29 protein-coding genes are annotated in these 22,484 nt (G+C 38.6%); 22 read left to right on the top strand and 7 right to left on the bottom strand.

Translation table 11 applies throughout. The annotated features are described in order from the left end of the window. The first annotated feature begins 10 nt into the window (after window positions 1–10). Entirely contained in the window at window positions 11–940 is a 930-nt protein-coding gene (gene rnz / locus ACFX4E_RS02430) for a ribonuclease Z (RefSeq protein ID WP_060746996.1), read from the top strand. A 28-nt stretch (window positions 941–968) separates the two neighbouring features. Here the strand turns inward: rnz and namA are convergent, their stop codons facing one another. Together namA and proI are read right to left on the bottom strand one after the other, a co-directional pair. After that, window positions 969–1,985: an NADPH dehydrogenase NamA gene (gene namA, locus ACFX4E_RS02435; RefSeq protein ID WP_028410687.1), complete on the bottom strand. Its 1,017-nt coding sequence runs from the start codon at window positions 1,983–1,985 to the stop codon at window positions 969–971. A 136-nt stretch (window positions 1,986–2,121) separates the two neighbouring features. Next, window positions 2,122–2,970 (bottom strand): pyrroline-5-carboxylate reductase ProI, encoded by an 849-nt coding sequence (proI, locus tag ACFX4E_RS02440; RefSeq protein WP_028410688.1) that lies wholly within the window; start codon window positions 2,968–2,970, stop codon window positions 2,122–2,124. A gap of 268 nt (window positions 2,971–3,238) precedes the next feature. On the opposite strand from proI, the gene ACFX4E_RS02445 reads away from it, so the two are divergent. Both ACFX4E_RS02445 and ACFX4E_RS02450 read left to right on the top strand, forming a co-directional pair. Continuing rightward, window positions 3,239–4,195 (top strand): MBL fold metallo-hydrolase, encoded by a 957-nt coding sequence (locus ACFX4E_RS02445; RefSeq protein ID WP_377258759.1) that lies wholly within the window; start codon window positions 3,239–3,241, stop codon window positions 4,193–4,195. 23 nt (window positions 4,196–4,218) lie between these two features. After that, entirely contained in the window at window positions 4,219–5,013 is a 795-nt protein-coding gene (locus ACFX4E_RS02450; RefSeq protein WP_060746998.1) for an SDR family NAD(P)-dependent oxidoreductase, read from the top strand. Window positions 5,014–5,086: 73 nt separating this feature from the next. Here ACFX4E_RS02450 and ACFX4E_RS02455 read toward each other — a convergent pair whose 3' ends face one another. Then, window positions 5,087–5,302, bottom strand: coding sequence for a CDGSH iron-sulfur domain-containing protein (locus ACFX4E_RS02455; protein WP_098790549.1), 216 nt, complete (start codon window positions 5,300–5,302; stop codon window positions 5,087–5,089). A gap of 130 nt (window positions 5,303–5,432) precedes the next feature. Here ACFX4E_RS02455 and ACFX4E_RS02460 point away from each other — a divergent pair, with 130 nt between their 5' ends. Further along, window positions 5,433–5,771 carry an iron-sulfur cluster biosynthesis family protein gene (locus ACFX4E_RS02460; RefSeq protein ID WP_098790550.1) on the top strand — a complete coding sequence of 113 codons (339 nt, stop codon included), beginning with the start codon at window positions 5,433–5,435 and terminating at the stop codon, window positions 5,769–5,771. Here ACFX4E_RS02460 and ACFX4E_RS02465 read toward each other — a convergent pair. Together ACFX4E_RS02465 and ACFX4E_RS02470 are read right to left on the bottom strand one after the other, a co-directional pair. Continuing rightward, window positions 5,768–6,679: an alpha/beta hydrolase gene (locus ACFX4E_RS02465; protein WP_060746999.1), complete on the bottom strand. Its 912-nt coding sequence runs from the start codon at window positions 6,677–6,679 to the stop codon at window positions 5,768–5,770. The genes ACFX4E_RS02460 and ACFX4E_RS02465 overlap by 4 nt on opposite strands. Window positions 6,680–6,747: 68 nt before the next feature. Then, window positions 6,748–7,644 (bottom strand): hydroxymethylglutaryl-CoA lyase, encoded by an 897-nt coding sequence (locus tag ACFX4E_RS02470; protein ID WP_028410694.1) that lies wholly within the window; start codon window positions 7,642–7,644, stop codon window positions 6,748–6,750. A 177-nt stretch (window positions 7,645–7,821) separates the two neighbouring features. Here ACFX4E_RS02470 and ACFX4E_RS02475 point away from each other — a divergent pair, with 177 nt between their 5' ends. The 4 genes from ACFX4E_RS02475 (at window position 7,822) to ACFX4E_RS02490 (ending at window position 10,936) form a co-directional block, all read left to right on the top strand. Further along, window positions 7,822–9,009 carry an acetyl-CoA C-acetyltransferase gene (locus tag ACFX4E_RS02475; protein ID WP_028410695.1) on the top strand — a complete coding sequence of 396 codons (1,188 nt, stop codon included), beginning with the start codon at window positions 7,822–7,824 and terminating at the stop codon, window positions 9,007–9,009. Window positions 9,010–9,244: 235 nt separating this feature from the next. Next, window positions 9,245–9,934, top strand: a complete 690-nt coding sequence (locus tag ACFX4E_RS02480; protein WP_098331872.1) for a CoA transferase subunit A — start codon at window positions 9,245–9,247, stop codon at window positions 9,932–9,934. A gap of 20 nt (window positions 9,935–9,954) precedes the next feature. Further along, window positions 9,955–10,623: a 3-oxoacid CoA-transferase subunit B gene (locus ACFX4E_RS02485; RefSeq protein ID WP_016765510.1), complete on the top strand. Its 669-nt coding sequence runs from the start codon at window positions 9,955–9,957 to the stop codon at window positions 10,621–10,623. Window positions 10,624–10,687: 64 nt separating this feature from the next. Beyond that, window positions 10,688–10,936, top strand: coding sequence for a YqkE family protein (locus tag ACFX4E_RS02490; RefSeq protein WP_016765509.1), 249 nt, complete (start codon window positions 10,688–10,690; stop codon window positions 10,934–10,936). Window positions 10,937–10,963: 27 nt separating this feature from the next. Here the strand turns inward: ACFX4E_RS02490 and ACFX4E_RS02495 are convergent, their stop codons facing one another. Both ACFX4E_RS02495 and mciZ read right to left on the bottom strand, forming a co-directional pair. Continuing rightward, window positions 10,964–11,881, bottom strand: a complete 918-nt coding sequence (locus tag ACFX4E_RS02495; RefSeq protein ID WP_377237914.1) for an aldo/keto reductase — start codon at window positions 11,879–11,881, stop codon at window positions 10,964–10,966. Between the two features lie 93 nt (window positions 11,882–11,974). Next, entirely contained in the window at window positions 11,975–12,139 is a 165-nt protein-coding gene (mciZ, locus tag ACFX4E_RS02500; RefSeq protein WP_013059085.1) for a Z-ring formation inhibitor MciZ, read from the bottom strand. A gap of 71 nt (window positions 12,140–12,210) precedes the next feature. Here mciZ and ACFX4E_RS02505 point away from each other — a divergent pair, with 71 nt between their 5' ends. From ACFX4E_RS02505 to spoVAC, 14 genes are all read left to right on the top strand, one after another. Then, window positions 12,211–12,762 (top strand): NUDIX hydrolase, encoded by a 552-nt coding sequence (locus ACFX4E_RS02505; protein WP_013059084.1) that lies wholly within the window; start codon window positions 12,211–12,213, stop codon window positions 12,760–12,762. 324 nt (window positions 12,763–13,086) lie between these two features. After that, window positions 13,087–13,731, top strand: a complete 645-nt coding sequence (gene spoIIM, locus ACFX4E_RS02510) for a stage II sporulation protein M (protein ID WP_025750451.1) — start codon at window positions 13,087–13,089, stop codon at window positions 13,729–13,731. A gap of 112 nt (window positions 13,732–13,843) precedes the next feature. After that, entirely contained in the window at window positions 13,844–14,296 is a 453-nt protein-coding gene (fur, locus tag ACFX4E_RS02515) for a ferric iron uptake transcriptional regulator (RefSeq protein ID WP_013059082.1), read from the top strand. A gap of 196 nt (window positions 14,297–14,492) precedes the next feature. Further along, a complete protein-coding gene (locus tag ACFX4E_RS02520; protein ID WP_013059081.1) occupies window positions 14,493–14,720 on the top strand; it encodes a YqzK family protein in 228 nt (75 codons plus the stop codon). Between the two features lie 6 nt (window positions 14,721–14,726). Next, window positions 14,727–15,620: a site-specific tyrosine recombinase XerD gene (gene xerD / locus ACFX4E_RS02525; RefSeq protein ID WP_377237913.1), complete on the top strand. Its 894-nt coding sequence runs from the start codon at window positions 14,727–14,729 to the stop codon at window positions 15,618–15,620. A gap of 197 nt (window positions 15,621–15,817) precedes the next feature. Further along, window positions 15,818–16,999: a phosphopentomutase gene (gene deoB / locus ACFX4E_RS02530; protein WP_377237912.1), complete on the top strand. Its 1,182-nt coding sequence runs from the start codon at window positions 15,818–15,820 to the stop codon at window positions 16,997–16,999. A 16-nt stretch (window positions 17,000–17,015) separates the two neighbouring features. After that, window positions 17,016–17,846 carry a purine-nucleoside phosphorylase gene (locus tag ACFX4E_RS02535; RefSeq protein ID WP_098249277.1) on the top strand — a complete coding sequence of 277 codons (831 nt, stop codon included), beginning with the start codon at window positions 17,016–17,018 and terminating at the stop codon, window positions 17,844–17,846. Between the two features lie 116 nt (window positions 17,847–17,962). After that, on the top strand, window positions 17,963–19,129 hold the full coding sequence (locus ACFX4E_RS02540) for a D-alanyl-D-alanine carboxypeptidase family protein (protein WP_028410701.1): 1,167 nt from the start codon (window positions 17,963–17,965) through the stop codon (window positions 19,127–19,129). Between the two features lie 102 nt (window positions 19,130–19,231). After that, entirely contained in the window at window positions 19,232–19,582 is a 351-nt protein-coding gene (gene spoIIAA, locus ACFX4E_RS02545) for an anti-sigma F factor antagonist (protein ID WP_028410702.1), read from the top strand. Further along, entirely contained in the window at window positions 19,582–20,025 is a 444-nt protein-coding gene (gene spoIIAB, locus ACFX4E_RS02550; RefSeq protein WP_377258762.1) for an anti-sigma F factor, read from the top strand. The genes spoIIAA and spoIIAB overlap by 1 nt, the downstream gene beginning before the upstream one ends. Window positions 20,026–20,037: 12 nt before the next feature. Further along, entirely contained in the window at window positions 20,038–20,799 is a 762-nt protein-coding gene (sigF, locus tag ACFX4E_RS02555) for an RNA polymerase sporulation sigma factor SigF (RefSeq protein ID WP_013059074.1), read from the top strand. Between the two features lie 161 nt (window positions 20,800–20,960). Then, the gene (locus ACFX4E_RS02560; protein WP_098249274.1) at window positions 20,961–21,581 is read left to right on the top strand and encodes a stage V sporulation protein AA; all 621 of its coding nucleotides are present in this window, start codon (window positions 20,961–20,963) and stop codon (window positions 21,579–21,581) included. Further along, window positions 21,571–21,993, top strand: coding sequence for a stage V sporulation protein AB (locus tag ACFX4E_RS02565; RefSeq protein WP_028410704.1), 423 nt, complete (start codon window positions 21,571–21,573; stop codon window positions 21,991–21,993). Before ACFX4E_RS02560 ends, ACFX4E_RS02565 begins: the two co-directional genes overlap by 11 nt. Before the next feature lie 18 nt (window positions 21,994–22,011). Beyond that, complete coding sequence (gene spoVAC, locus ACFX4E_RS02570) at window positions 22,012–22,473, top strand: stage V sporulation protein AC (protein WP_025750442.1); 462 nt, start codon at window positions 22,012–22,014, stop codon at window positions 22,471–22,473. The last annotated feature ends 11 nt before the right edge of the window (window positions 22,474–22,484 follow it).

Below are 22,484 nucleotides of genomic sequence, written 5' to 3' on the forward strand. Positions count from 1 at the left end.
GAAGTAGAAAATGGAATTGTTATTTTTAGGGACGGGTGCAGGAGTACCGGCGAAACAGCGGAATGTTTCATCTCTTGCGCTCGAACTTTTGCAAGAAAGAGGGGCGGTGTGGCTTTTTGATTGTGGAGAAGCAACACAGCATCAAATTTTACATACAACCGTTAAACCGAGGCGAATTGAGAAAATTTTTATTACGCACCTTCACGGTGATCATATTTACGGATTGCCTGGACTCCTTGGAAGCCGTTCGTTTCAAGGCGGAGAATCGCAGCTTACTGTATACGGGCCAAAAGGAATTAAAGAATTTATTGAAGTCACGCTGGCTGTAAGTCAAACTCATCTGCAATATCCTCTAGAGGTTGTTGAAATAGAAGAGGACAGTGAAAGTGGAACGATTTTTGAAGATGAAACTTTTTCAGTGGAGTTTGGCAAGCTTGAACATGGCATTTTATCTTATGGGTATCGAGTTGTCGAAAAAGATTTGCCAGGATCACTGGACGTTCAGCGTTTAAAAGAGATGAATATTCCCCCGGGGCCTCATTATCAGCAGTTAAAAGAAGGGAAAGAAGTAGTATTAAAAGATGGGCGTATAATCAATGGTCAAGAATTTGTAGGAGAGGCTAAAAAAGGGAAGGTCATCACGGTTTTAGGAGATACAAGAAAGTGTATGCAAAGTGTTCAGCTTGCTATGGATGCGAATGTATTAGTCCATGAAGCTACTTTTTCAGCGGGAGACGAGGAGCTTGCTTACAACTATTTTCATTCTACTGCAAAAGAAGCTGCTGAAATTGCTAAAACAGCATCTGCCGAGCGTCTTATTTTATCTCATATTAGTTCGCGTTACCAAGGAGACGCAGTCAGCCAGCTAGCAGAAGGAGCAAAAGAAATTTTTCCGAATACCGACATAGCAGAAGACTTGAAGCGGTTTACGATTTCATAAAAAAAGACGAGGATATCCTCGTCTTTTTTTACCATCCGCGTTCGTACTGAACGGGTGCTGAAATTGTTTCATTTAGCTCTTTTGCCGCCGTGCGCGGGAAGTACGGATCGCGCAGAAGTTCGCGCGCAACAAAAATTAAATCAGCGCGTTCGCTTTGTAAAATCTCTTCTGCTTGTCGTCCAGTTGTAATTAGCCCAACAGCGCCTGTATCAATATTAGCTTGCTGCTTGATTTTATCTGCAAACGGCACTTGATAGCCAGGGTATACGTTGATTGGAGCGTGTACTAGAGCACCGGAACTAACGTCAATTAAGTCGACGCCTTGTTCTTTCATCCATTTTGCAAATACAACGTGATCATCGACTGTTAATCCGCCTTCTGTATAGTCAGAAGCAGAAACACGGACAAATAAAGGGCCGTCCCACTCTGTTTTCACAGCTTCAATAATTTCCTTTAAGAAACGATAGCGGTTTTCAGCGCTGCCGCCATATTCGTCGCTGCGCTTATTGCTTAGCGGCGATAGGAATTGATGTACTAAATAACCGTGTGCCGCATGAAGCTCGATAATATCAAATCCAGCTTCTTTTGAACGTCGAGCGCTTTCTTTAAAGGCAGAAATCGTTTCATGAATTTGTTCTGTGGTCATTTCCACAGGTTTTTTACTTTTATCATCAAAAGCAATAGCGGAAGGAGCATAAATATCGCCTTCAACAGTTGCTTTACGTCCTGCGTGTGCAAGTTGAATAGCAGTTTTTGCACCGTTTTCTTTTAGCTGTGTCACAAGTTTCGTTAATCCATCTTTTTGTTCATCATTCCAAATTCCCAAGTCTTGAGCTGAAATACGACCTTGTGGCACGACAGCTGAGGCTTCAACCATAATGAGACCTACTTGTCCAACCGCACGAGTTGTGTAGTGAACCATATGAAAGTCAGTTATTACGCCGTCTTCCTTTTCGCATGAATACATGCACATTGGTGACATTACAATTCGGTTTTTTAATGTTACATCTTTCACTGTATAAGGTGAAAATAGTTTTGTTGTCATTTGGTTTAACCTCCAATTATTTCGATACTCTAAACAAAAGTTATTATATCACCGCATTGAATTTTCTTTCACATAATCTGCTTATCCATTTTTAATCATAAAAAACCTCTTTCTTTTTTTAGAAAGAGGTGAACCTTTACGAACGTTTACTCGAGATTTTTTCGTCAATCGTATCTCCTAAATATTTGGAGCGAATTGTAGCTTGTTCAATACACTGTATCATGGCTTCTTGGAAGTTATGAGAAATAAGCTGTTCGATTCCTGCTTCTGTTGTGCCGCCCGGACTCATCACTTCTTTTCGAAGTACGGCTGGCGTTTTAGGTGACTGTTTCAGCATTTCTGCAGCACCGATAAGAGTTTGAAGAATTAGTTCATTTGACACTGACGTATCCAAGCCTTGTTTTTCAGCTGCTTTTTCCATTGCTTCTACTAGATAGTAGACATACGCTGGGCCGCTTCCAGATAGTCCTGTTACAGCGTGAAGCTGCTCTTCCTCTACAGTTGTAACCGTACCAATCGTTTCAAATAAAGCAGTAGTAACGTTCATATGCTCTGCTGTAGCAAACTTGCCGGGTGCAATGGCTGTAGCCGATAATCCAATAGAGGCCGATGTATTTGGCATAGCTCTTACAACCGCTACTTCTTGGTCAAACAAGTTTACAATTGTGGCAGTCGATACACCTGCTAAAACAGAGAGAACGAGGTGGTGGGGACGAATATAAGACTTAATCGTATCGATGCTTTCCGCTACGTCTTTTGGTTTAATAGCAAGCACGACGATATCGCTTTTTTCGATTAACAAGGCATGATTACGCGTAATGTTAATTTCATAGGCGTTTCGAAGTTCGTGAAGTCTTTTATCGTTGCTATGATTTGTTACGGTGATTTGATTGGGGCGAAGCTTTTTATCTGACAGCAGCCCTGAGATCATGGCTTCAGCCATTGATCCAGCTCCAATAAAGGCGATGTTTAGATCCGTTTTCATTAAAAGTTCCTCCAGTCATTTGCTATCCAATGAAAACAGATACTGAGATTTCAGTATCTGTTAAAGGCTTGTGTTTGTGTATCTCTTCTTTATAAAATGCATAGTTATCTAAAGATATGAATAAAACTTCACTATATTTCTGTCATTATGCAATGAAAAAGAGAGGGATGTCAATGTAATTTTCAGAAAACGAATGCAATTGTATAAATAACAGGGAAAATCGTGTAAACTTAAAAGAAAATGCGATGGTAAAGGAGCAAAAATACAGATGAATGAGCAATTATATAAAATTGTGCTGCCTACTCCTTTTGCGGTAGGAGATGTGAATGTTTTTGTTATAAAAGGTCAGACCGTTACGCTAATCGATGCTGGTATTAAAACGGAGGCAGCGTGGTCTGTATTTAAAGAAAAGCTTAATGAAATAGGATTAAAACCAGATGATATTAAGCAAGTTGTCCTAACTCATCACCATCCTGATCACGTAGGAATGCTTGATTTTTTTGATAAAGATATCGCCATAGTCGGTCATGCAAAAAATCAGCCTTGGATCTCCCAAAATCCAGATTTTTTTGAGTGGTACGATGCGTTTTTTGAAGACCACTTTATGAAAGCCGGCGTAGATGAAAGGTTTCGCCCTTATTTAAAACGTTTAAAAGCATCAATGAAGTATTCATGTCATCGTTCTCTTACAACTTCTGTGCAGGAAGGAGATTACATTCCGGGCCTAGAGAGTTGGAAAGTACTTGAAGTACCAGGTCATGCTCAAAGCCATATTGCATTATACAATGAAAGAACAGCGGTTATGATTGGAGGAGATTTATTGTTAAAGCATATTTCATCTAATCCGCTTATTGAACCTCCTATGAAACCAAGCGGCGAGCGACCTAAAACGCTTCTTCAATATAATCATTCATTAAGACGTCTGCTTGATTTAGAGATAAACTGTATCTATACAGGTCATGGAGCTGAAGTGTTACGTGTTCGCGAACTTGTACAAGAGCGGTTACAAAAGCAGAGAGACCGAGCGGATAAAGTGCTTGGCATGATAAAAGAACGTCCTCAAACAGCGTTTGATGTTTGCAAACAGCTATTTCCTACTATTTATGAAAAAGAACTAGGGCTAACTCTTTCTGAAACAATTGGTCAGCTCGATTTTTTAGAAGACGCAAATAAAATCAGTACACATGAAAAAGAAAGTACGCTTATTTATTCTGTGTGCTCTTAACTTATAAAAAAGGTGTGTTATATTTGAAATCCTCGTTAAAGAACCAACATGTCGTGATTACAGGCGCTTCAGGAGGTCTTGGAGAACATTTAGCTTACGAAGTGGCTAAAAGAGGGGGCGTCCCCGTTTTACTTGCACGTACAGAAGAAAAGCTGCACCGAGTAGCTGAGCAAATTAGTCAACAGTATGGGATTACCTCTTACATATACAAAGCTGACGTAGCGAACGTAGAGGAAGTCAAAAGAGTCGTTCAGAAAATGATGAGTGAAATTAAGCGTGTTGATGTCCTGATTAATAATGCAGGCTTTGGTGTATTTGAAGAAGTGAAAGAAGCATCGATTAAGACCATTGCCTCAATGTTTCAAGTCAATGTTATTGGATTAATTGCATGTACACAAGAAATTTTAGCTTATATGCTAAAAGAAAACAAAGGACATATTATTAACATTGCTTCTCAAGCAGGCAAACTTGCGACGCCTAAATCCAGTGGCTATTCAGCTTCTAAACATGCCGTGCTAGGGTTTACCAACAGCCTGCGAATGGAATTAGCGAAAACAGATATCTATGTAACGGCAGTGAATCCAGGTCCTATTCAAACCAACTTCTTTTCAATAGCAGATCAATCAGGAAACTATGAAAAAAGCGTAGAAAAGTTTATGTTAACCCCTCAATACGTAGCTGAAAAAACGGTCAATATTATTGGAAAACCAAAACGAGAAGTCAACTTGCCTAAGTGGATGAATATAGGCTCGAAGATGTATCAGCTTGCCCCGGGGATCGTAGAAAAATTGGCTGGGGATGCGTTTAATAGAAAATAACCTGTGCTTTAACCACAGGTTATCAAAGTTTTTTGTTAATGGTTTCGTTCAGTAAGGCTGTAATTCTATAAATCTACTGCTCGTCCAAAACTTTTGCAGCGCGCACACAAGAGTCGAATTTTCCTTTATGATTTCCGTCGCAAAAGGGCATCTTTTGCGACTGGCCACATCGGCATAGTGAAAATGTCGGCTTTGTTTCAAATTTGTTGCCGTCTGCATCAATTAATTCAACGTTTCCAGTGACACGGAAAGAACCGTTATCCATTACTTTAATTTGTACTTTTGACATAAAAAAACCTCCTTTTTGTACACATCTATATGAATCGCCAGAGTTTAATGAAAGCGAGATGTGTATTATACTCATTATATAAGCAATTTTCGTTTGTTTATACAATTAGTTTAAAAGGAGTTAAAGGAAAATGAATATTACCTTTACTAATAAAGCGATAGCAAAAGTACAAGAAAAGTACGGGAAAGATTCTTCACTATATTTAAAATTAAAATACGATACGGATGGATGCGGCTGTGTTGTGAGCGGCGTAACGACGCTATGGATTGTTGATGAAAAAGAGAGCGATGATGTAACCATTGAGACGAATTTTGTTCCTGTTCTTGTCGAAAAAACAAAGCAAGTATTTTTAGATGATAATATGACGATTGACTACAATGAAAGTGCATATGCGTTTATGCTAAAATGTCCTTCTCAAATTTTAAATCCGCGCATGTCATTTATCGATAAAACAAAAGAAGCGCTTTAAAGCGCTTCTTTTTGTATTTTTTCTAAAAATGATTCAATAACTTGTTCATATTCCTCTGGATTATCAGCATACGAGCGGGCATGAGTGCCTACAGGTGCTAAATACATCCGTTTTTCTCCCATTTTTTTGGCATGCAGCTGCTCCGTCATTTTAGGAAGAATATAGTCATCTTCTCTACTGTGAATAAACAGAACAGGATGTTTGATTTGATCTACGACTGAAATAGGTGATACGTCTTTAAATGAGTAGCCTTCTCGCCATTTTAAAATAATATTAGCTGCTGGCATCACAAGCTGTTTTGGTAAGTGGAAATCTTGTTTTAAGCGATAGGCAAGAAGTTCTTCCAAGTCAGAAAAAGGGCAGTCGACAATATAAAAATCAGCTCCGTCTTCCATTCCAGCATACAAAAGAGTGGTCGCAGCTCCCATAGATTCCCCGTGAATCCCGAGGGAAATAGTTGAACCGAATTGTTCTTTTACCCAATGAACAACGGATTGAAGGTCTAGTTTTTCATAATAGCCGTAGCTCGTTGTTTTCCCTTCAGACTTGCCGTGGCGGCGGTGATCATAAAGAACGACGTTCCATCCAAGCTTTAGAAAAAGCCGAGCATATTTCATAGAGTTGAGTGAATGAACTGTAACTCCGTGCGAAAGAATCATAAATCGGTTGTTTTCGTGTTGTTTAATAACGGTCCCAGCTATGTTATAGCCTAGAGAAGAAGGAAGCACAAATGCTTCTTTAGGAAGAGTGCTATAGACTTTCTCATCATAAAAGCCATCTTCCGTATCGCGGTCAATAATAACTTTGTCGGTCTTTTTACGGATGTACATCATTTGATTTGTAAAAAAGATGCCAAGAGCGGCAAATGCTCCGAAAATACTTCCTATTAATAATAGCCATTTTTTCATGATTAGCGGCTCCTTTTGTTAATATAGCTATTATTTATTATAGCATCGCTCTCATAAAAACCTAATTTTTAACGCTGTGCAAACAAAGAGTATTGCTTGCTTTCAATCGGTCTTGAAATGTGAGGAGCGATAAAAGCGACCGCTTCGAGCAGCTTTTCTTCATTAATAGAAGTGGAAATACCCATTTCATGAAGCATAAAGACGAGATCTTCTGTAGCTACGTTTCCCGTTGCTCCCTTAGCGAATGGGCATCCACCTAACCCCCCAGCCGATGAATCGAACCTGTTAATACCGGCTTGCAAAGCTGCATAGATATTTGCAATGGCTAATCCTCTCGTATCGTGAAAGTGCGCAGCCAGTAGCGTGTGGGGAAAGTTTTGTTTTAATTTCGAGAAAAGTGAAAATACATCTTTAGGGTTTGCCATGCCAATTGTATCAGCAACGCTTAGCTCATTAACTCCAGCCTCCACAAAGCTTTCGCAAAGGGCCAGCACGTCGCGTTCATGTATTTTTCCTTCATACGGGCAATAAAAGGCGGTGGAAATGCAAGTTCGAATAAAACATTCTTGCTGCTTGAGCTGCTGAATGAGAGGAAGCAGCGTTTGTACAGCTTCTTTGGTGTTTTTGTTAATGTTTTTTTGATTAAAGGTATTGCTTACGCCAATAAACAGCGCAACGGAGCGGCAATTAGCTTGCAGTGCTTTTTCCAAGCCTTTTTGGTTTGGCACAAGTACAATGTTTCGGCACGTATCAGACTGAAATGTATTTGCAACAGTAGAAGCATCTTTCATTTGAGGAACCCATTTTGGAGAAACAAAGGATGTAATTTCGATTTCGGATAGTCCAGCTTCTTTTAATTTTTTGATAAAATTAATTTTTTTTTCAGTTGGAACAAAATTTTTTTCATTTTGAAGTCCATCTCGTGGACCAACTTCTATAATTGTTACTTTTTCAGGAAATCCCATAAACCGCTCTCCTCCTACATTGTAAACGCTTACTAATATTTATTTTAATTCTAAAAAATTAAAATTCAATAAAAATTATAAATTTTTACAAAAAAAGAGGAATTTCGCAAGCGATGTCGAAATTAATACAGGTGACAGTTAATCACAGTAATCAAACAGTAAGGAGAGGTTTTCGACATGGGTCAAACAGAAGTAGTCATTGTAAGCGCTGTACGTACAGCAATCGGCAGCTTTGGGGGAAGCTTACAAAATGTATCCGCAACAACTTTAGGTGGTACTGTAATTAAAGAAGCTTTAAACAAAGTAGGGGTATCAGCAAACGAAGTAGATGAAGTTATCATGGGAAATGTCCTACAAGCAGGTTTAGGACAAAATCCAGCACGACAAGCAACTTTAGCAGCAGGTTTACCTGAAACTGTTTCAGCATTAACCATCAATAAAGTATGCGGATCAGGACTAAAAGCAGTACATCTCGCTACACAAGCGATTCTTGCTGGGGATGCTGATGTGATTGTTGCTGGTGGAATGGAAAACATGAGCCAAGCACCATACTTATTAAAAAATGCACGCAACGGGTTTAAAATGGGCGACCAAAAAGTAGTTGACAGCATGATTCAAGATGGATTATGGTGTGCATTTAACGACTACCATATGGGCGTTACAGCTGAAAATCTGTGTGATAAATATGAAATTACTCGTGACGAACAAGATGCGTTTGCAGCTTCAAGTCAGCAAAAAGCAGAAGCAGCTATTCAATCTGGTCGTTTCAAAGATGAAATCGTACCAGTAGAAGTGCCTGGAAGAAAAGGTCAAGTAACTGTTTTTGAACAAGATGAGTTCCCACGTGCAGGCACAACGGCTGAAAGCTTAGGGAAACTACGTCCAGCCTTCAAAAAAGACGGTTCTGTAACAGCTGGTAATGCATCTGGTATCAATGACGGTGCAGCGGCAGTAGTGGTAATGAGCCGTAAAAAAGCAGACGAGTTAGGCCTAACACCATTAGTGTCAATTAAAGGTAATGCAACTGCGGGAGTAGACCCAAGCATTATGGGAATCGGTCCTGTAAGCGCAGTGAAAAAGGCGCTTGAAAAAGCTGCTGTTTCATTAGAAGATGTTCAATTAGTAGAAGCAAACGAAGCATTCGCTGCACAGTCAATCGCTGTGGATCGTGAACTTCAATTTAATCATGATATTTTAAATGTAAACGGTGGAGCAATTGCGCTTGGACATCCTATTGGTGCAAGTGGTGCACGTGTCCTAGTTTCACTTATTCATGAAATGCAAAAACGCGACGCAAAACTTGGGTTAGCAACGTTATGTATTGGCGGAGGCCAAGGCGTTGCAACAATCGTTGAACGTCCTTAATTTGATATAGTTTTAACAAACATTAAAGCTATATCACAACGCCACAGATTCCAAACATACAGCTTTGGAACTCGTGGCGTTTTTGTTTTTCCTTTAATTTGTCTAGTAATATAACTTTTTTGACAAAAAAATGATTAAATTATAATTTTTAGTTATATATATATTTAAAAAGAAATAAAAATCTTTTATAATAGATTAGAAAGCGTTTTCAAAAATAACGAAGGGGTGGTTATGTATGAAACAAGTACATACGTCGTTTAAAGAAGCGGTGAAAGATATTCACGACGGTGCTACGATTATGGTCGGTGGTTTTGGTTTATGTGGAATTCCGGAGAATTTGATTTTAGCGTTAGTTGAAACAGGGGTAAAAGATTTAACCGTAATTTCAAATAACTGCGGCGTAGACGACTGGGGACTTGGACTGCTTCTGAAAAACAAACAAATTAAAAAGATGATTGGTTCTTACGTGGGAGAAAATAAAGAGTTTGAAAGACAAGTATTGTCAGGAGAAATTGAAGTAGAATTGCTGCCTCAAGGCACGCTAGCTGAAAAGATTCGCGCCGGCGGAGCGGGCATACCTGCATTTTATACACCAGCGGGAGTGGGAACACCCATTGCTGAAGGAAAAGAAGTTCGCGTGTTTGAAGGAAAAGAATATTTACTAGAAGAGGCGTTAAAAGCTGATTTTAGTTTGGTTAGAGCTTGGAAAGCCGATCATATGGGGAACTTGGTGTATAACAAGACAGCGCGCAATTTTAGCCCAATGATTGCAGCAGCAGGAAAAGTGACGATAGCAGAAGTAGAGGAACTTCATCCAACAGGCTCACTTGATCCAAATATTGTCCACACACCTAGTGTATATGTTCAATCGTTAATTATTGGTGAACAAGAAAAACGTATTGAGCGTTTAACCGTTCAAAAATAACAAAAGGGGAGAGATTTTTCATGATTGAAAACGGCGTGAACGTGAGAGAGCGAATTGCAAAACGTGCTGAAAAAGAAATTTTGGACGGATTTTATGTAAACCTTGGAATTGGTATTCCAACGCTTGTGGCTAATCATATCTCAGATAATAAAACGGTGGTGCTTCAGTCCGAAAACGGTTTGTTAGGCATTGGACCCTATCCGAAAGAAGGAGAAGTAGATCCTGATTTAATTAATGCAGGTAAAGAAACCGTAACGGCGACAAAAGGCGCCTCTTACTTCGATAGTGCTGAATCGTTTGGAATGATTCGCGGAGGGCATATTAACATTGCGATTTTAGGAGGAATGGAAGTCTCAAAAACTGGTGACTTGGCAAACTGGATGATTCCTGGAAAAATGATTAAAGGAATGGGCGGTGCAATGGATTTAGTTCATGGAGCACAGCGCATCATTGTTATTATGGAACACGTGACGAGAAAAGATGAGCCTAAAATCTTAAATGAGTGCAGCCTCCCTCTGACAGGAAAAGAGGTAGTGGATCGTATTATTACAGATCGAGCGGTCATTGATATTACGGCAGAAGGTCTAAAGCTTGTTGAAGTAGCGAAAGGCTATACGGTAGAAGATATTCAACAATCTACAGAGCCAACTTTAATCATTGATGAACATGTAAAACTAGATGCATTTTGATTTTTGGTAACAAAAGCAAGAATATGATACAATATCTCTCAATTAAAGTAGCGGGGGAATTGTGATGGCTAAAAAAAAGCAAAAACAATCAGCACAAAAACAAAATGATCAGCTTAGTATTAAAGATCAGCTAAATGATAGCTTATTAAAACAGCTTCAAGCTAAAAAACAGGCGCTTTCTTTAAAAGAAGAAGAGCAGAAAGAAACAGAACGTAAAGAAGCTGCTCGAATTCGAAAAGAAAAAGAAAAAAATAAGTCGTTTGAAGAACTGTTAAATGAAAGTGATTTGAACTGGTCTGAATTTAAAAAATAAAAGCGCCTTTATCGGCGCTTTTATTTTTTAACGGTGAGCTTCGTATTGATTTGCTTTAAAGATCGATTGCAGTTTGCTGATTTCAGTAGGCTGAAGCGGGGAAGCCTCGACAGCTTTGATGTTTTCACGAAGCTGTGAAGAAGAGCTTGCTCCTGCTACAACCGAGGCTACCATAGGATTAGCTAAACAGTATTGAAGTGCCGTTGAGTTTAGAGAGTGAGTTGGTCGTACGTAACGAAATTCTTCTATCGTTTTTGCTAATTCCGTACCGCTATAATCTAAGTAGCCCTTGCCCTCGAATGCAGCAAGCTTTTGCTCTCCTTTTTCGGTTAGCAGCCCTTTGGCTACTGGACCTCTCGCTACAACGCTAATGCCGTTATCATGTAAAAGCGGAAGTGCACTTTCTTCAGGACGTCTGTCTAACAAGCTGTATTGCATCATGACGCTGACAATAGAAGAATTTTGCACATACTCTCGAATCACATTTGGGCGAATAGATGAAATACCATAGTAGCGAATGACGCCTTCTTGTTTTAATTCTTCAAATGCTTCAATCGTTTCCTCAATATTGTCTTCAACAGTTCCTCCGTGCAGTTGATATAAATCGATGTAATCTGTTTGAAGACGGCGCAGGCTTTCTTTTACTTCGTCTTTTATGTAAGCTTTAGACGGATCCCACGTCCAGCTGTCTTTTGCATCATTCCAGCGATTCCCCACTTTTGTGGCCAAAATAATATCATTTCTGCGTTTTTTTAGGGCTTGTCCCACAAACTCCTCGTTTAAGCCAAAATCATATAAATCTGCTGTATCGAAATAATTAATGCCATATTCGAGAGCTTCATCAATCATATTGACAGCGTGTTTTTGTTCCGTTCCAAGAGACATGCACCCTAAACCTAATGTACTGACAAGCAAGTCTGAAGTACCTAAGCGTCTTTTTTTCATCTATGTCACTCCTTATTTTTTACTTGTTTCTATCTATTGTAGCGCTATGATAGAGGGAAACTCAAATAAGAAGATTAGAAAACTGCAGCACAATTAGTGTCTGCAGTCTGCTTGTTTGTAAGAATTGAAATTTTGAGAGATAGCGTTCGTCCATTCATCAACATACTGAAATTGTTCACCGTATTCTTTTAACTTTTGTTTGATTTCCCATGCTTTACCAACCAAAATGATTTGCTTTTCGTGAACATAAACTTTCATTTTTTCTACCTCCCAAGATTCGTATGATAGAATATATGTAAGAGTCAAAAAAATAGAACGAGGTGTAGAAAATGGATCATTTAACAGAAAAAATGCTGTCTTCTGAAAAGCTGTTTGGAGGCAGAGTGATTGATTTGTACTTAGAAGAAGTAGAGCTTCCAAACGGAAAAACGAGTACAAGAGAAGTAGTTAAGCACCCTGGAGCCGTAGCTGTCATTGCATTAACAAGCGATCATAAAATGGTTATGGTCAAACAGTATCGCAGGCCGATGGATCGTATTTTAGTCGAAATTCCAGCCGGCAAGCTAGAAAAAGGAGAAGAGCCGATTGTGACAGCAAAACGTGAGTTAGAAGAAGAAACGGGCTATACGACAGATTCGCTTAGCCATATTATTTCTTTTTATACATCGCCAGGTTTTGCGGATGAGTTGGTGCACCTTTATTTAGCGGAAGATTTAAAAGTGATGACCACCAAAGCAGAATTAGACGAAGATGAATTTGTTGAAGTAATGGAAGTTACGGTAGATGAGGCCCTTACTCTTATTCAAAACAAGGAAATTTATGATGCAAAAACAGCCTATGCCGTGCAGTATTTACAGTTAAAAAGCGGATTAGGAGAGTAAGAGAGTTTTTTCTTTTACATACGAACGGCAATCTAGCAATTTAGAGGTTTACATTGAAACGTCATTTGATGTGAGAAAAAACAGGCATGCGTATATCTCTAACTTAAAAAAATGTGTGACAACCATATCTTAGTTTAAGGAACATCCGAACGATGAATAGAGATTCTTGATGGAGAATCAAATTCGTTCGGATTTTTTTTAAGGTGATGGTGAATGCAGATTTCAGTCTCATTCTCTTTTTTTATTTGATAGATTCAAAAGATTCTTGGCATAGTTTTTGTACTCTATCATACACTCTATTAAGCGATTAATAGGAGGAAGACGATGAGAAAAAAACAATTGCCATTATCGTATGCAAGACATTTTCAAGAAAACAGTTCTATTTATTTGTTTGTGACCGTGCTGTTTTTAATGGGAATCATTTTTGGGGCTATTGTTGTAAATAGTTTGACGCTTGATCAAAAAGAAGACCTGTATTTTTATTTAAACCGGTTTTTCGGACAGGTAAAGAGTGGAGAAGTAGCAAGCAGCGTTGAAATGTTTCAGCAAAGTTTTTTTCATAATGTTAAATACTTAGGGCTCATTTGGATATTAGGAATCGCCATTATTGGCTTGCCTGTAGTGTTAATTCTGCTGTTTTTAAAAGGAATGGTGATTGGTTTTACCGTAGGCTTTTTAGTCAATCAAATGGGACTCTCTGGTTTTGCGCTATCTTTTGTATCTGTTATGCCGCAAAATATCTTTCTCATCCCGGCGTTTCTAATCTTGTCTGCAGCTTCCGTTGCCTTTTCTTTGAAGCTTGTGCGGCAGCAATTCTTTAAAAAAGCAGCGGAGCCAATTTCCGCATCCTTTTTACGCTATAGCGGCACGATGATTGCAATGATATGTTTGGTTGCCTGTGCGGCTACAGTTGAAGCCTACGTATCACCTACTTTAATGAAAAGTGTAATGGCTCTATTAAATAAATAAGAATAAGTATTAAGTAAAAAGAATTCTTTTTTCTTATTAATAATAACTTTATTTTGACACCCTCGACACATCTGATATAATGGATTAGTGAATGGCGAGGGAGGGAATAATTATGGAAAGTCGAATTGAGCGAATTAAGCAGCAGTTGCACTCAGCTAGCTATAAATTGACACCTCAACGTGAGGCGACTGTAAGAGTACTTCTTGAACATGAAGAGGATCATTTAAGTGCCGAAGATGTATATCTCCTCGTCAAGGAAAAGTCTCCGGAAATTGGATTGGCAACTGTTTATCGTACGTTAGAATTGTTAACTGAACTTAAAATTGTTGATAAAATAAACTTTGGCGATGGCGTTTCTCGCTACGATTTAAGACAAGAAGGAGCCGCACACTTTCATCATCACCTTGTGTGTATGGAATGTGGATCTGTGGACGAAATTCAAGAAGATTTGCTTGAAGACGTTGAAGAAATTGTGGAAAAGCAATGGAATTTTAAAATTAAAGATCACCGCTTGACATTTCATGGCATTTGCCATCGCTGTCAGGATAAAGAAGACAAGCAGTAAAAGCCTTTTCCCTAATGGAGAAGGTTTTTTGTTGTACATAAATAGAAAAAAATAACGAGGTTACAAGCTACATGGTTTTATAGAAAGAAAGGAAATGACCAGGAGAGCACTCAGCGTGTAAAGGCAAGAAACATGTATAAAACCTGTCCCAATTGGCATATCTTCTAATAGAATCAAAAATTGGAGGAATTGTTTCATGAAATCATGGGCTGAAATGGTATATAATACATGTAAAGTATTTATCTTATTTACCGGGTTTACTCTTTTGTTTTATTTTGGAATGATATGGGTATCTCAAGAGTATCAAAATTATAAACGTTATGATGAGCCGTCGGGTTCAGCAGTTAAGGTCATGCAAGCAAGTGTGAACAAAGATCAGACGTGGCTAGAGCGTTTATTTATGTTTTATCAAAACGGGGAGTAGAGGCTATTGAATGATCAAATTCAAGATTTTATTCATTATTTAGTAGTAGAGCGGGGACTGGCGAAAAATACGATTGATTCATATGAACGAGACTTAAAAAAGTATGCTCAATATTTAGAGCATGTAGAGCAGCTGAAATCATTTAATGAAGTAACAAGACTTCACATCGTTAATTTTCTGAAATATTTAAGTGATCAGCAAAAGTCATCTAAAACGATTGCGAGACATGTGGCTTCAACTAGATCCTTTCATCAATTCTTACTAAGAGAAAAAGCAGCGGATACAGATCCATCCGTTCACATTGATACTCCGCAGCTTGAGCGCAAGCTGCCAAAAGTGCTAAATGCAGAGGAAGTAGAGGCGCTGTTAAATGTGTTTGATACTTCGACGCCTTTTGGCGTGCGAGACAAAGCGATGCTTGAGTTGCTTTATGCTACTGGAATTCGTGTGTCTGAACTCGTTAACTTAAATATTGATGATGCACATTTGACGATGGGATTTATTCGTTGTATCGGAAAAGGGAATAAAGAAAGAATTGTCCCTATCGGAAGGTTGGGAACGGAGGCAATTGAAGAGTATCTACAGCATAGCCGGAGTGTTTTAACAAAGCAAAAGGAACAGGACAAAGCACTTTTTGTTAATCATCACGGAAGGCGTTTAACAAGGCAGGGGTTTTGGAAAATATTAAAAAAATTAGCTTCTGAAGCAAAAATTGAAAAAGAATTAACTCCTCATACGTTACGGCATTCGTTTGCTACTCATTTGTTAGAGAACGGCGCGGACTTGAGAGCTGTTCAAGAAATGCTCGGGCATGCGGATATTTCGACCACTCAAATTTATACACATGTTACAAAAGCACGTTTAAAAGATGTATACAATCAGTTTCATCCGCGAGCGTAGGAAGATTCCAATGTCCAGTGAGTTCATAGACATTGGTTTTTTTGATTGAAAACACTTTCATTCATGTGTACAAAAAAATAAAAAGCGTCTATACTAATAGAGAGGTCAGACTTCTGACCAATAAGAGAAGATGGTTAAATTATTTCCAAACGGGAATTTTATAGAGAATAAATAAATTGATATTTGGAGGGAATAAAATGGCGCATACATATAAACGCGTATTTTTAATTGTCATGGATTCAGTAGGTATCGGTGAATCGCCGGATGCTGAAAAATACAATGATAAAGGTGCTGATACGTTTGGTCATATTGCAGAGCACTGCAGCGGTCTTCATATGCCCAATATGGCTAAGCTTGGCCTAAGCAATATCCGTGAAATTAAAGGAATCGATAAAGCCGAAAAACCGTTGGCTTACTATACAAAAATGCAGGAAGCTTCTGCAGGAAAAGATACAATGACAGGCCATTGGGAGATTATGGGTCTTAATATTGATACGCCTTTTAATGTATTTCCAGACGGATTTCCAGAAGAGCTGATTTCACAATTAGAAGAAAAAACAGGTCGGAAAATCATTGGGAACAAACCAGCGTCTGGTACAGAAATTTTGGATGAGCTAGGAAAACAACATATGGCAACAGGTGACTTAATCGTCTATACATCAGCAGATTCTGTTTTGCAGATTGCTGCTCATGAAGAAATTGTTCCAATTGATGAATTGTACAAAATTTGTGAGATTGCTCGTGAATTAACGCTTGATGATCCATATATGATTGGACGTGTTATTGCTCGCCCGTTTTTAGGTGAACCAGGTAACTTTACACGTACATCCAATCGTCATGACTATGCATTAAAGCCTTTTGGACGTACAGTAATGAATGAATTAAAAGACAATAACATCGATGTTATTGCTATCGGTAAAATTTCTGATATTTACGACGGAGAAGGGGTAACAAAATCTCTTCGTACCAAATCGAATATGGACGGCATGGATAAGCTAGTTGATACATTAAACATGGACTTCACAGGCTTAAGCTTCTTAAATTTAGTTGATTTTGATGCTCTCTATGGTCATCGCCGTGATCCACAAGGATACGGGCAAGCGCTTGAAGAATATGATGCACGCTTAGAAGAAGTATTTGATTTATTAAAAGAAGATGATTTATTGATTATTACAGCTGATCATGGAAATGACCCAGTTCATCATGGGACAGACCATACGCGTGAATACGTGCCGCTTCTTGTGTACAATAAAGGCATGCAAGAAGGAAAAGAACTTTCTATTCGTCAAACGTTTGCGGATATTGGCGCAACGGTAGCAGAAAATTTTGGCGTAGCAATGCCTAAGCATGGAAAAAGTTTTTTAAAAGAGCTGAATTAAGCAGGGGGAATGGAGTATGAAAAAAGAATATATCGAAAAAGCAGCAGCATATATTAAAAATCAATCAGCTGTTACACCAACAATTGGACTTATTTTAGGTTCTGGGCTAGGGGTATTAGCTGACGAAATTGAAGGCGCGGTAAAAATTCCGTATAACGACATTCCTGAGTTCCCGGTTTCAACAGTTGAAGGTCACGCAGGTCAATTAGTAATAGGTACTATTCATGACGTACCGGTTGTAGCTATGCAAGGACGTTTTCACTTTTATGAAGGGTATGCCCTTGATAAAGTAACATTTCCAGTGCGCGTAATGAAAGAAATCGGTGTAGAAACGTTGATTGTAACGAATGCAGCGGGCGGAGTGAACGAATCCTTTAATCCAGGAGACTTAATGATTATTTCTGATCATATTAATAACTTTGGAACCAACCCTTTGATTGGACCTAATGACTCTGATTTTGGAGTAAGGTTCCCGGATATGTCAACTGCTTACTGCAAGGATCTTCGTCAATTAGCGAAGAAAGTAGGAGCTGATTTAAATATCGCCTTACAAGAAGGTGTATATGTAGGAAATACAGGTCCAACATATGAAACGCCTGCTGAAGTACGCATGCTTCGCATTATCGGGGGAGACGCGGTCGGCATGTCTACAGTGCCGGAAGTTATTGTCGCACGCCATGCAGGTATGAAAGTACTAGGTATTTCTTGTATTTCTAATATGGCAGCTGGCATTTTAGATCAGCCGTTAAATCATGAAGAAGTGATTGAAACGACTGAAAAAGTAAAGCAGCAGTTTTTATCTCTTGTAAAAGAAGTAGTAAAGCAGCTTCCAGCTTATCAACAATAAGAAGAAAATATGACTTCAAGCATCGAGAATTTCTCGATGCTTTTTTTATTTGGTTTAGTATAAATCGATTATACCTTGGAAAAAATAGGTTGTATAAAGAATGGAGGTTTGTGGAGATGAAGCGAACTATTGTAAAGTTACTCGTTGTCATATTTTTATTTCCACTTATGACGCAACCTGTTTTAGCCGCAGAAAAAAAGAATTCTGAGCTTGCTGACAGTGCTAGGTCAGCTATTTTAATTGAACGGGATACAGGAAAAATTCTATACGAAAAAAATAGTAATCAAGAACTTCCCCCTGCCAGTATGACTAAAATTATGACAATGATTTTAATTATGGAGGCTTTGGATAAAGGGAAAATTACCTTAAAAGATAAAGTGCGGGCAAGTGAATATGCCGCTTCAATGGGGGGCTCACAAATCTTTTTAGAGCCCGGAGAAGAAATGACGGTAAATGATTTGCTAAAAGGGATTGCGATAGGTTCCGGTAACGATGCTTCTATGGCAATGGCTGAATATTTAGCTGGATCAGAAGAAAAATTTGTAGCAAAGATGAACCAAAAAGCGAAAGAGCTTGGTTTGACTCATACAAAATTTCAAAATCCGACAGGCCTGCCCGTAGAAAATCACTATAGTACAGCTCATGATATGGCCATGATGGGCAGAGAGCTGCTAAAGTATGAAAAAATTATTAACTATACAAGTAAATATGAAGCTTATTTACGCACGGATACAGATAAGAAGTTTTGGTTAGTAAATACAAATCGCTTAGTGAAGTTTTATCCCGGCGTTGATGGACTCAAAACCGGATTTACAGGTCAAGCTAAATATTGCCTAACAGCTACCGCTAAAAAGGGAAATATGCGTGTGTTAGCGGTTGTATTCGGTGCAAGCACGCCAAAAGATCGCAATAATCAAGTAACCAAAATGTTAGATTACGCGTTCAGTCAATATACAACGAAGCCTTTATACAAAAAAGGAGACGTCATTACCAAGATAGATGTAAACAAGGGTAGCGAAGATCAGGTAACAGCTGTTACGTCCGAGCCTATTTCTGTTTTATTGAAAAAAGGAAATGCAGCCAAAGATGTTAAAACAGAAGTGAAAATGAACGAGAAGTTAAATGCGCCTATTCAAAAAGGCGACAAAATTGGAACGTTGACCATTAAGAAGGATAACAAAGTAGTTAGTTCTTCACCACTTCTTGCAAAAGAAGATATCGATGCTGCTTCTTGGTGGAAGATATTCAAACGTACATTCTCTATTTTCTCTCAAACATCTTAAACAGCTAAATGTGACGAAATAGAACTAGTTTTGTCGGTGAGAAGGATTCTATTCTGTCGGCAGCGAAAGACTGACTATAAGATTTCCGAGGAGGTTTGTATAGTGAGTCTTTCGATTGAATTGGAATTCAAACAAGATGTCTTGTTGGTTCGATTAACTGGAGAATTAGATCATCATGCGGCAGAAGAGCTAAGAAGCAAAATCACCGAAGCGATAGAGAAGGAATCTATCAGCCATTTGATTTTAAATTTACAGCATTTAACCTTTATGGACAGCTCTGGCTTGGGGGTTATTTTAGGGAGATACAAACAGGTTCATAATAACGGCGGGGAAATGGTTGTATGTGCTATTTCTCCTGCCGTAGAACGTTTGTTTAATATGTCAGGCTTATTTAAAATTATTCGTTTTGAACCTAATGAAGAAAACGCGCTTCAAAAATTGGGGGTGGCATAATGAAAAATCAAATGAACCTCCAATTTTCCGCGCTTAGTCAAAATGAATCGTTTGCCCGCGTCACGGTAGCATCATTTATTACGCAGTTAGATCCAACAATGGATGAGCTAACAGAAATTAAAACAGTCGTATCTGAAGCAGTAACAAATGCTATTATTCACGGCTACGAAAGCAATCCGGATGGTGTGGTATACATTTCTGTGACGCTTCATGAAGATGGTGTAGTCGAGCTGATGATTCGTGATGAAGGAATTGGTATCGATAACGTGGATGAAGCCAAACAGCCTTTATACACAACGAAGCCAGATCTAGAACGTTCTGGAATGGGTTTCACCATAATGGAAAACTTTATGGACGAAATTCGAGTGGAATCAACTTTATTAGAAGGTACGACCTTATATTTAAAAAAGCACTTAACAAATAGTAAAGCGCTATGTAATTAAGGAGACTTGCCAATGGATGTGGAGGTCAAAAAAAATAAAAACGAACCGTATTTAAAGGATCATGAAGTTAAAGACCTCATCAAGCGCAGTCAGCAAGGTGATCAAATTGCACGAGATACAATCGTCCAAAAAAATATGCGGCTCGTTTGGTCGGTTGTTCAACGTTTTATTAACCGTGGTTATGAGCCCGATGATTTATTTCAAATTGGATGTATAGGGCTATTAAAGTCCGTTGATAAATTTGACTTATCGTATGATGTTAAATTTTCAACATATGCTGTTCCAATGATTATTGGTGAAATTCAGCGATTTATTCGTGATGATGGCACGGTAAAGGTTAGCCGTTCTCTGAAAGAAATGAGCAATAAAATACGTAAGGCAAAAGACGAGCTTTCCAAATTACTTGGACGCGTCCCTACAGTCGCTGAGGTTGCAGAACATTTGGATCTCACTCCTGAAGAAGTAGTGCTAGCTCAAGAAGCTAATCGTGCTCCTTCGTCTATTCACGAGACCGTCTATGAAAATGATGGGGATCCAATTACCCTTCTTGACCAAATTGCTGATCATACGGAAGCGAAGTGGTTTGATAAAATTGCCTTAAAAGAAGCAATTGAAGAACTTGATGAGCGTGAAAAGCTCATTGTCTATTTGAGGTATTACAAAGATCAAACTCAGTCTGAAGTGGCCGCAAGGCTGGGAATTTCTCAGGTTCAGGTATCGAGGCTTGAGAAGAAAATCTTAAAACAAATGAAGCTGCATATGAATGATACGTAATACTTAAGAAGCAATCCGTTTTGCTATTCAAAGAAGAATAGTGAAACGGATTGCTTTTTTTATTTGGTAATTAATGGTCTGTTCAGAAACGTGAATTAGAAAATTTAAGAAAATCCATACTACTCGTACAGGGAGATAATGAATCGTAAGGTGTGATATGAATGGAAAACGTTCTTTATCTTAAAATGAGGCATCGTATTCAAGTAAAACCTGATGAAGCTGTAAATATTGGACAATTAGCAATGGTTATAGCAGGAGATTCTGTTCAAAAGCAAATTGAAAAGCTAGTTGTATATCAAGTAAGTATGAGTGATCGAAATATTATCATTGTTGATTTAATGAAGGTAATTGAAAAAGTTACCTCTCAGTATCCGCATTTAGACATTCAGACGATTGGACCCGCTCAAACGATTGTAGAGGTCGTGTATAAAAAGAAACAATATTCCTTTTTGTTTTTTCTAGCTGTTTGGTTTCTTCTCTTCATCGGAGCTGCTTTGGCAATTATGAACTTTCACGAAGATGTGAGTATGAAACAAGTACATCAAAAATTGTTCTATATGCTGACCGGTCTGAGAGATAAGCAGCCTTTGCTGATTCAAGTGCCTTACTCTATCGGTTTAGGCTTGGGAATGATTCTGTTTTTTAACCATGTCTTTAGAAAACGAATTAATGAAGAGCCTAGTCCTCTCGAAGTCGAAATGTTTAATTACCAGCAAGACTTAGATCAATACGTCATTATGCACGAGAATAAAGAAAGTATGAAAAAAATTGATGATCATTAACATTGTGATGACCATTGTAATTGGGCTTGCGGGAGGACTGGCTGCAGGTGCTGGGTTTGTAGCATTTTTAACGGTGCTGGGCATTATTCCGCGTTTGATGCAGCTGACCAAAACCATGAAATATATTCAAGCATATGAATGGGGAGTAGTGGGGGGCGCTGTTACAGGCGGTTGGTGCAGTCTTCATCAATACACGTGGCAGTTTCCTGCGGTGTTCATTATGATCATAGGTCTAACGAGCGGTATTTTTATTGGAATGTTGGCAGCAGCGTTAACAGAAGTGCTTAATGTATTGCCGACGTTAACGAAACGAATAGGAATGGAAGGCAAGCTTATTTTATTGTTAATGGCCATTGTACTAGGCAAAGTATGCGGATCATTATTTCATTGGATTTATTTTGTTAATCAATAAGAAAAGGATGTATGTAACATGGCAAATAATCAAAAATTAAAAGATAACTATCAAGAAAGCATTAAACCATTTCAGCCTAAACCTTCATATGTGGCAAATTGCCTAAAAGCCTTTTTGGTAGGGGGAATCATTTGTACACTAGGACAGGCAATTCAAAATTTCTATATTGCATTTTTTGACTTTAATGAAAAAAATGCAGGTAATCCTACCGTTGCAACTCTTATTTTAATATCTGCGCTCTTAACCGGGTTTGGGATATACGATCGTATTGGTCAATTCGCAGGTGCAGGTTCAGCCGTTCCTGTTACAGGTTTTGCCAATTCCATGACGAGTGCAGCGCTTGAACATCGAAGTGAAGGGATTGTTCTTGGAATTGCGACGAACATGTTCAAACTGGCTGGAAACGTCATTGTATTTGGAACGGTTTCGGCTTACGTTGTAGGAATCATTCGCTACCTTTTTAAAACTTATTTGCTATGAAAAGAGGGGGA

The organism is Priestia sp. YIM B13491 (assembly GCF_042787605.1).
Lineage (GTDB): Bacteria > Bacillota > Bacilli > Bacillales > Bacillaceae_H > Priestia > Priestia megaterium_E.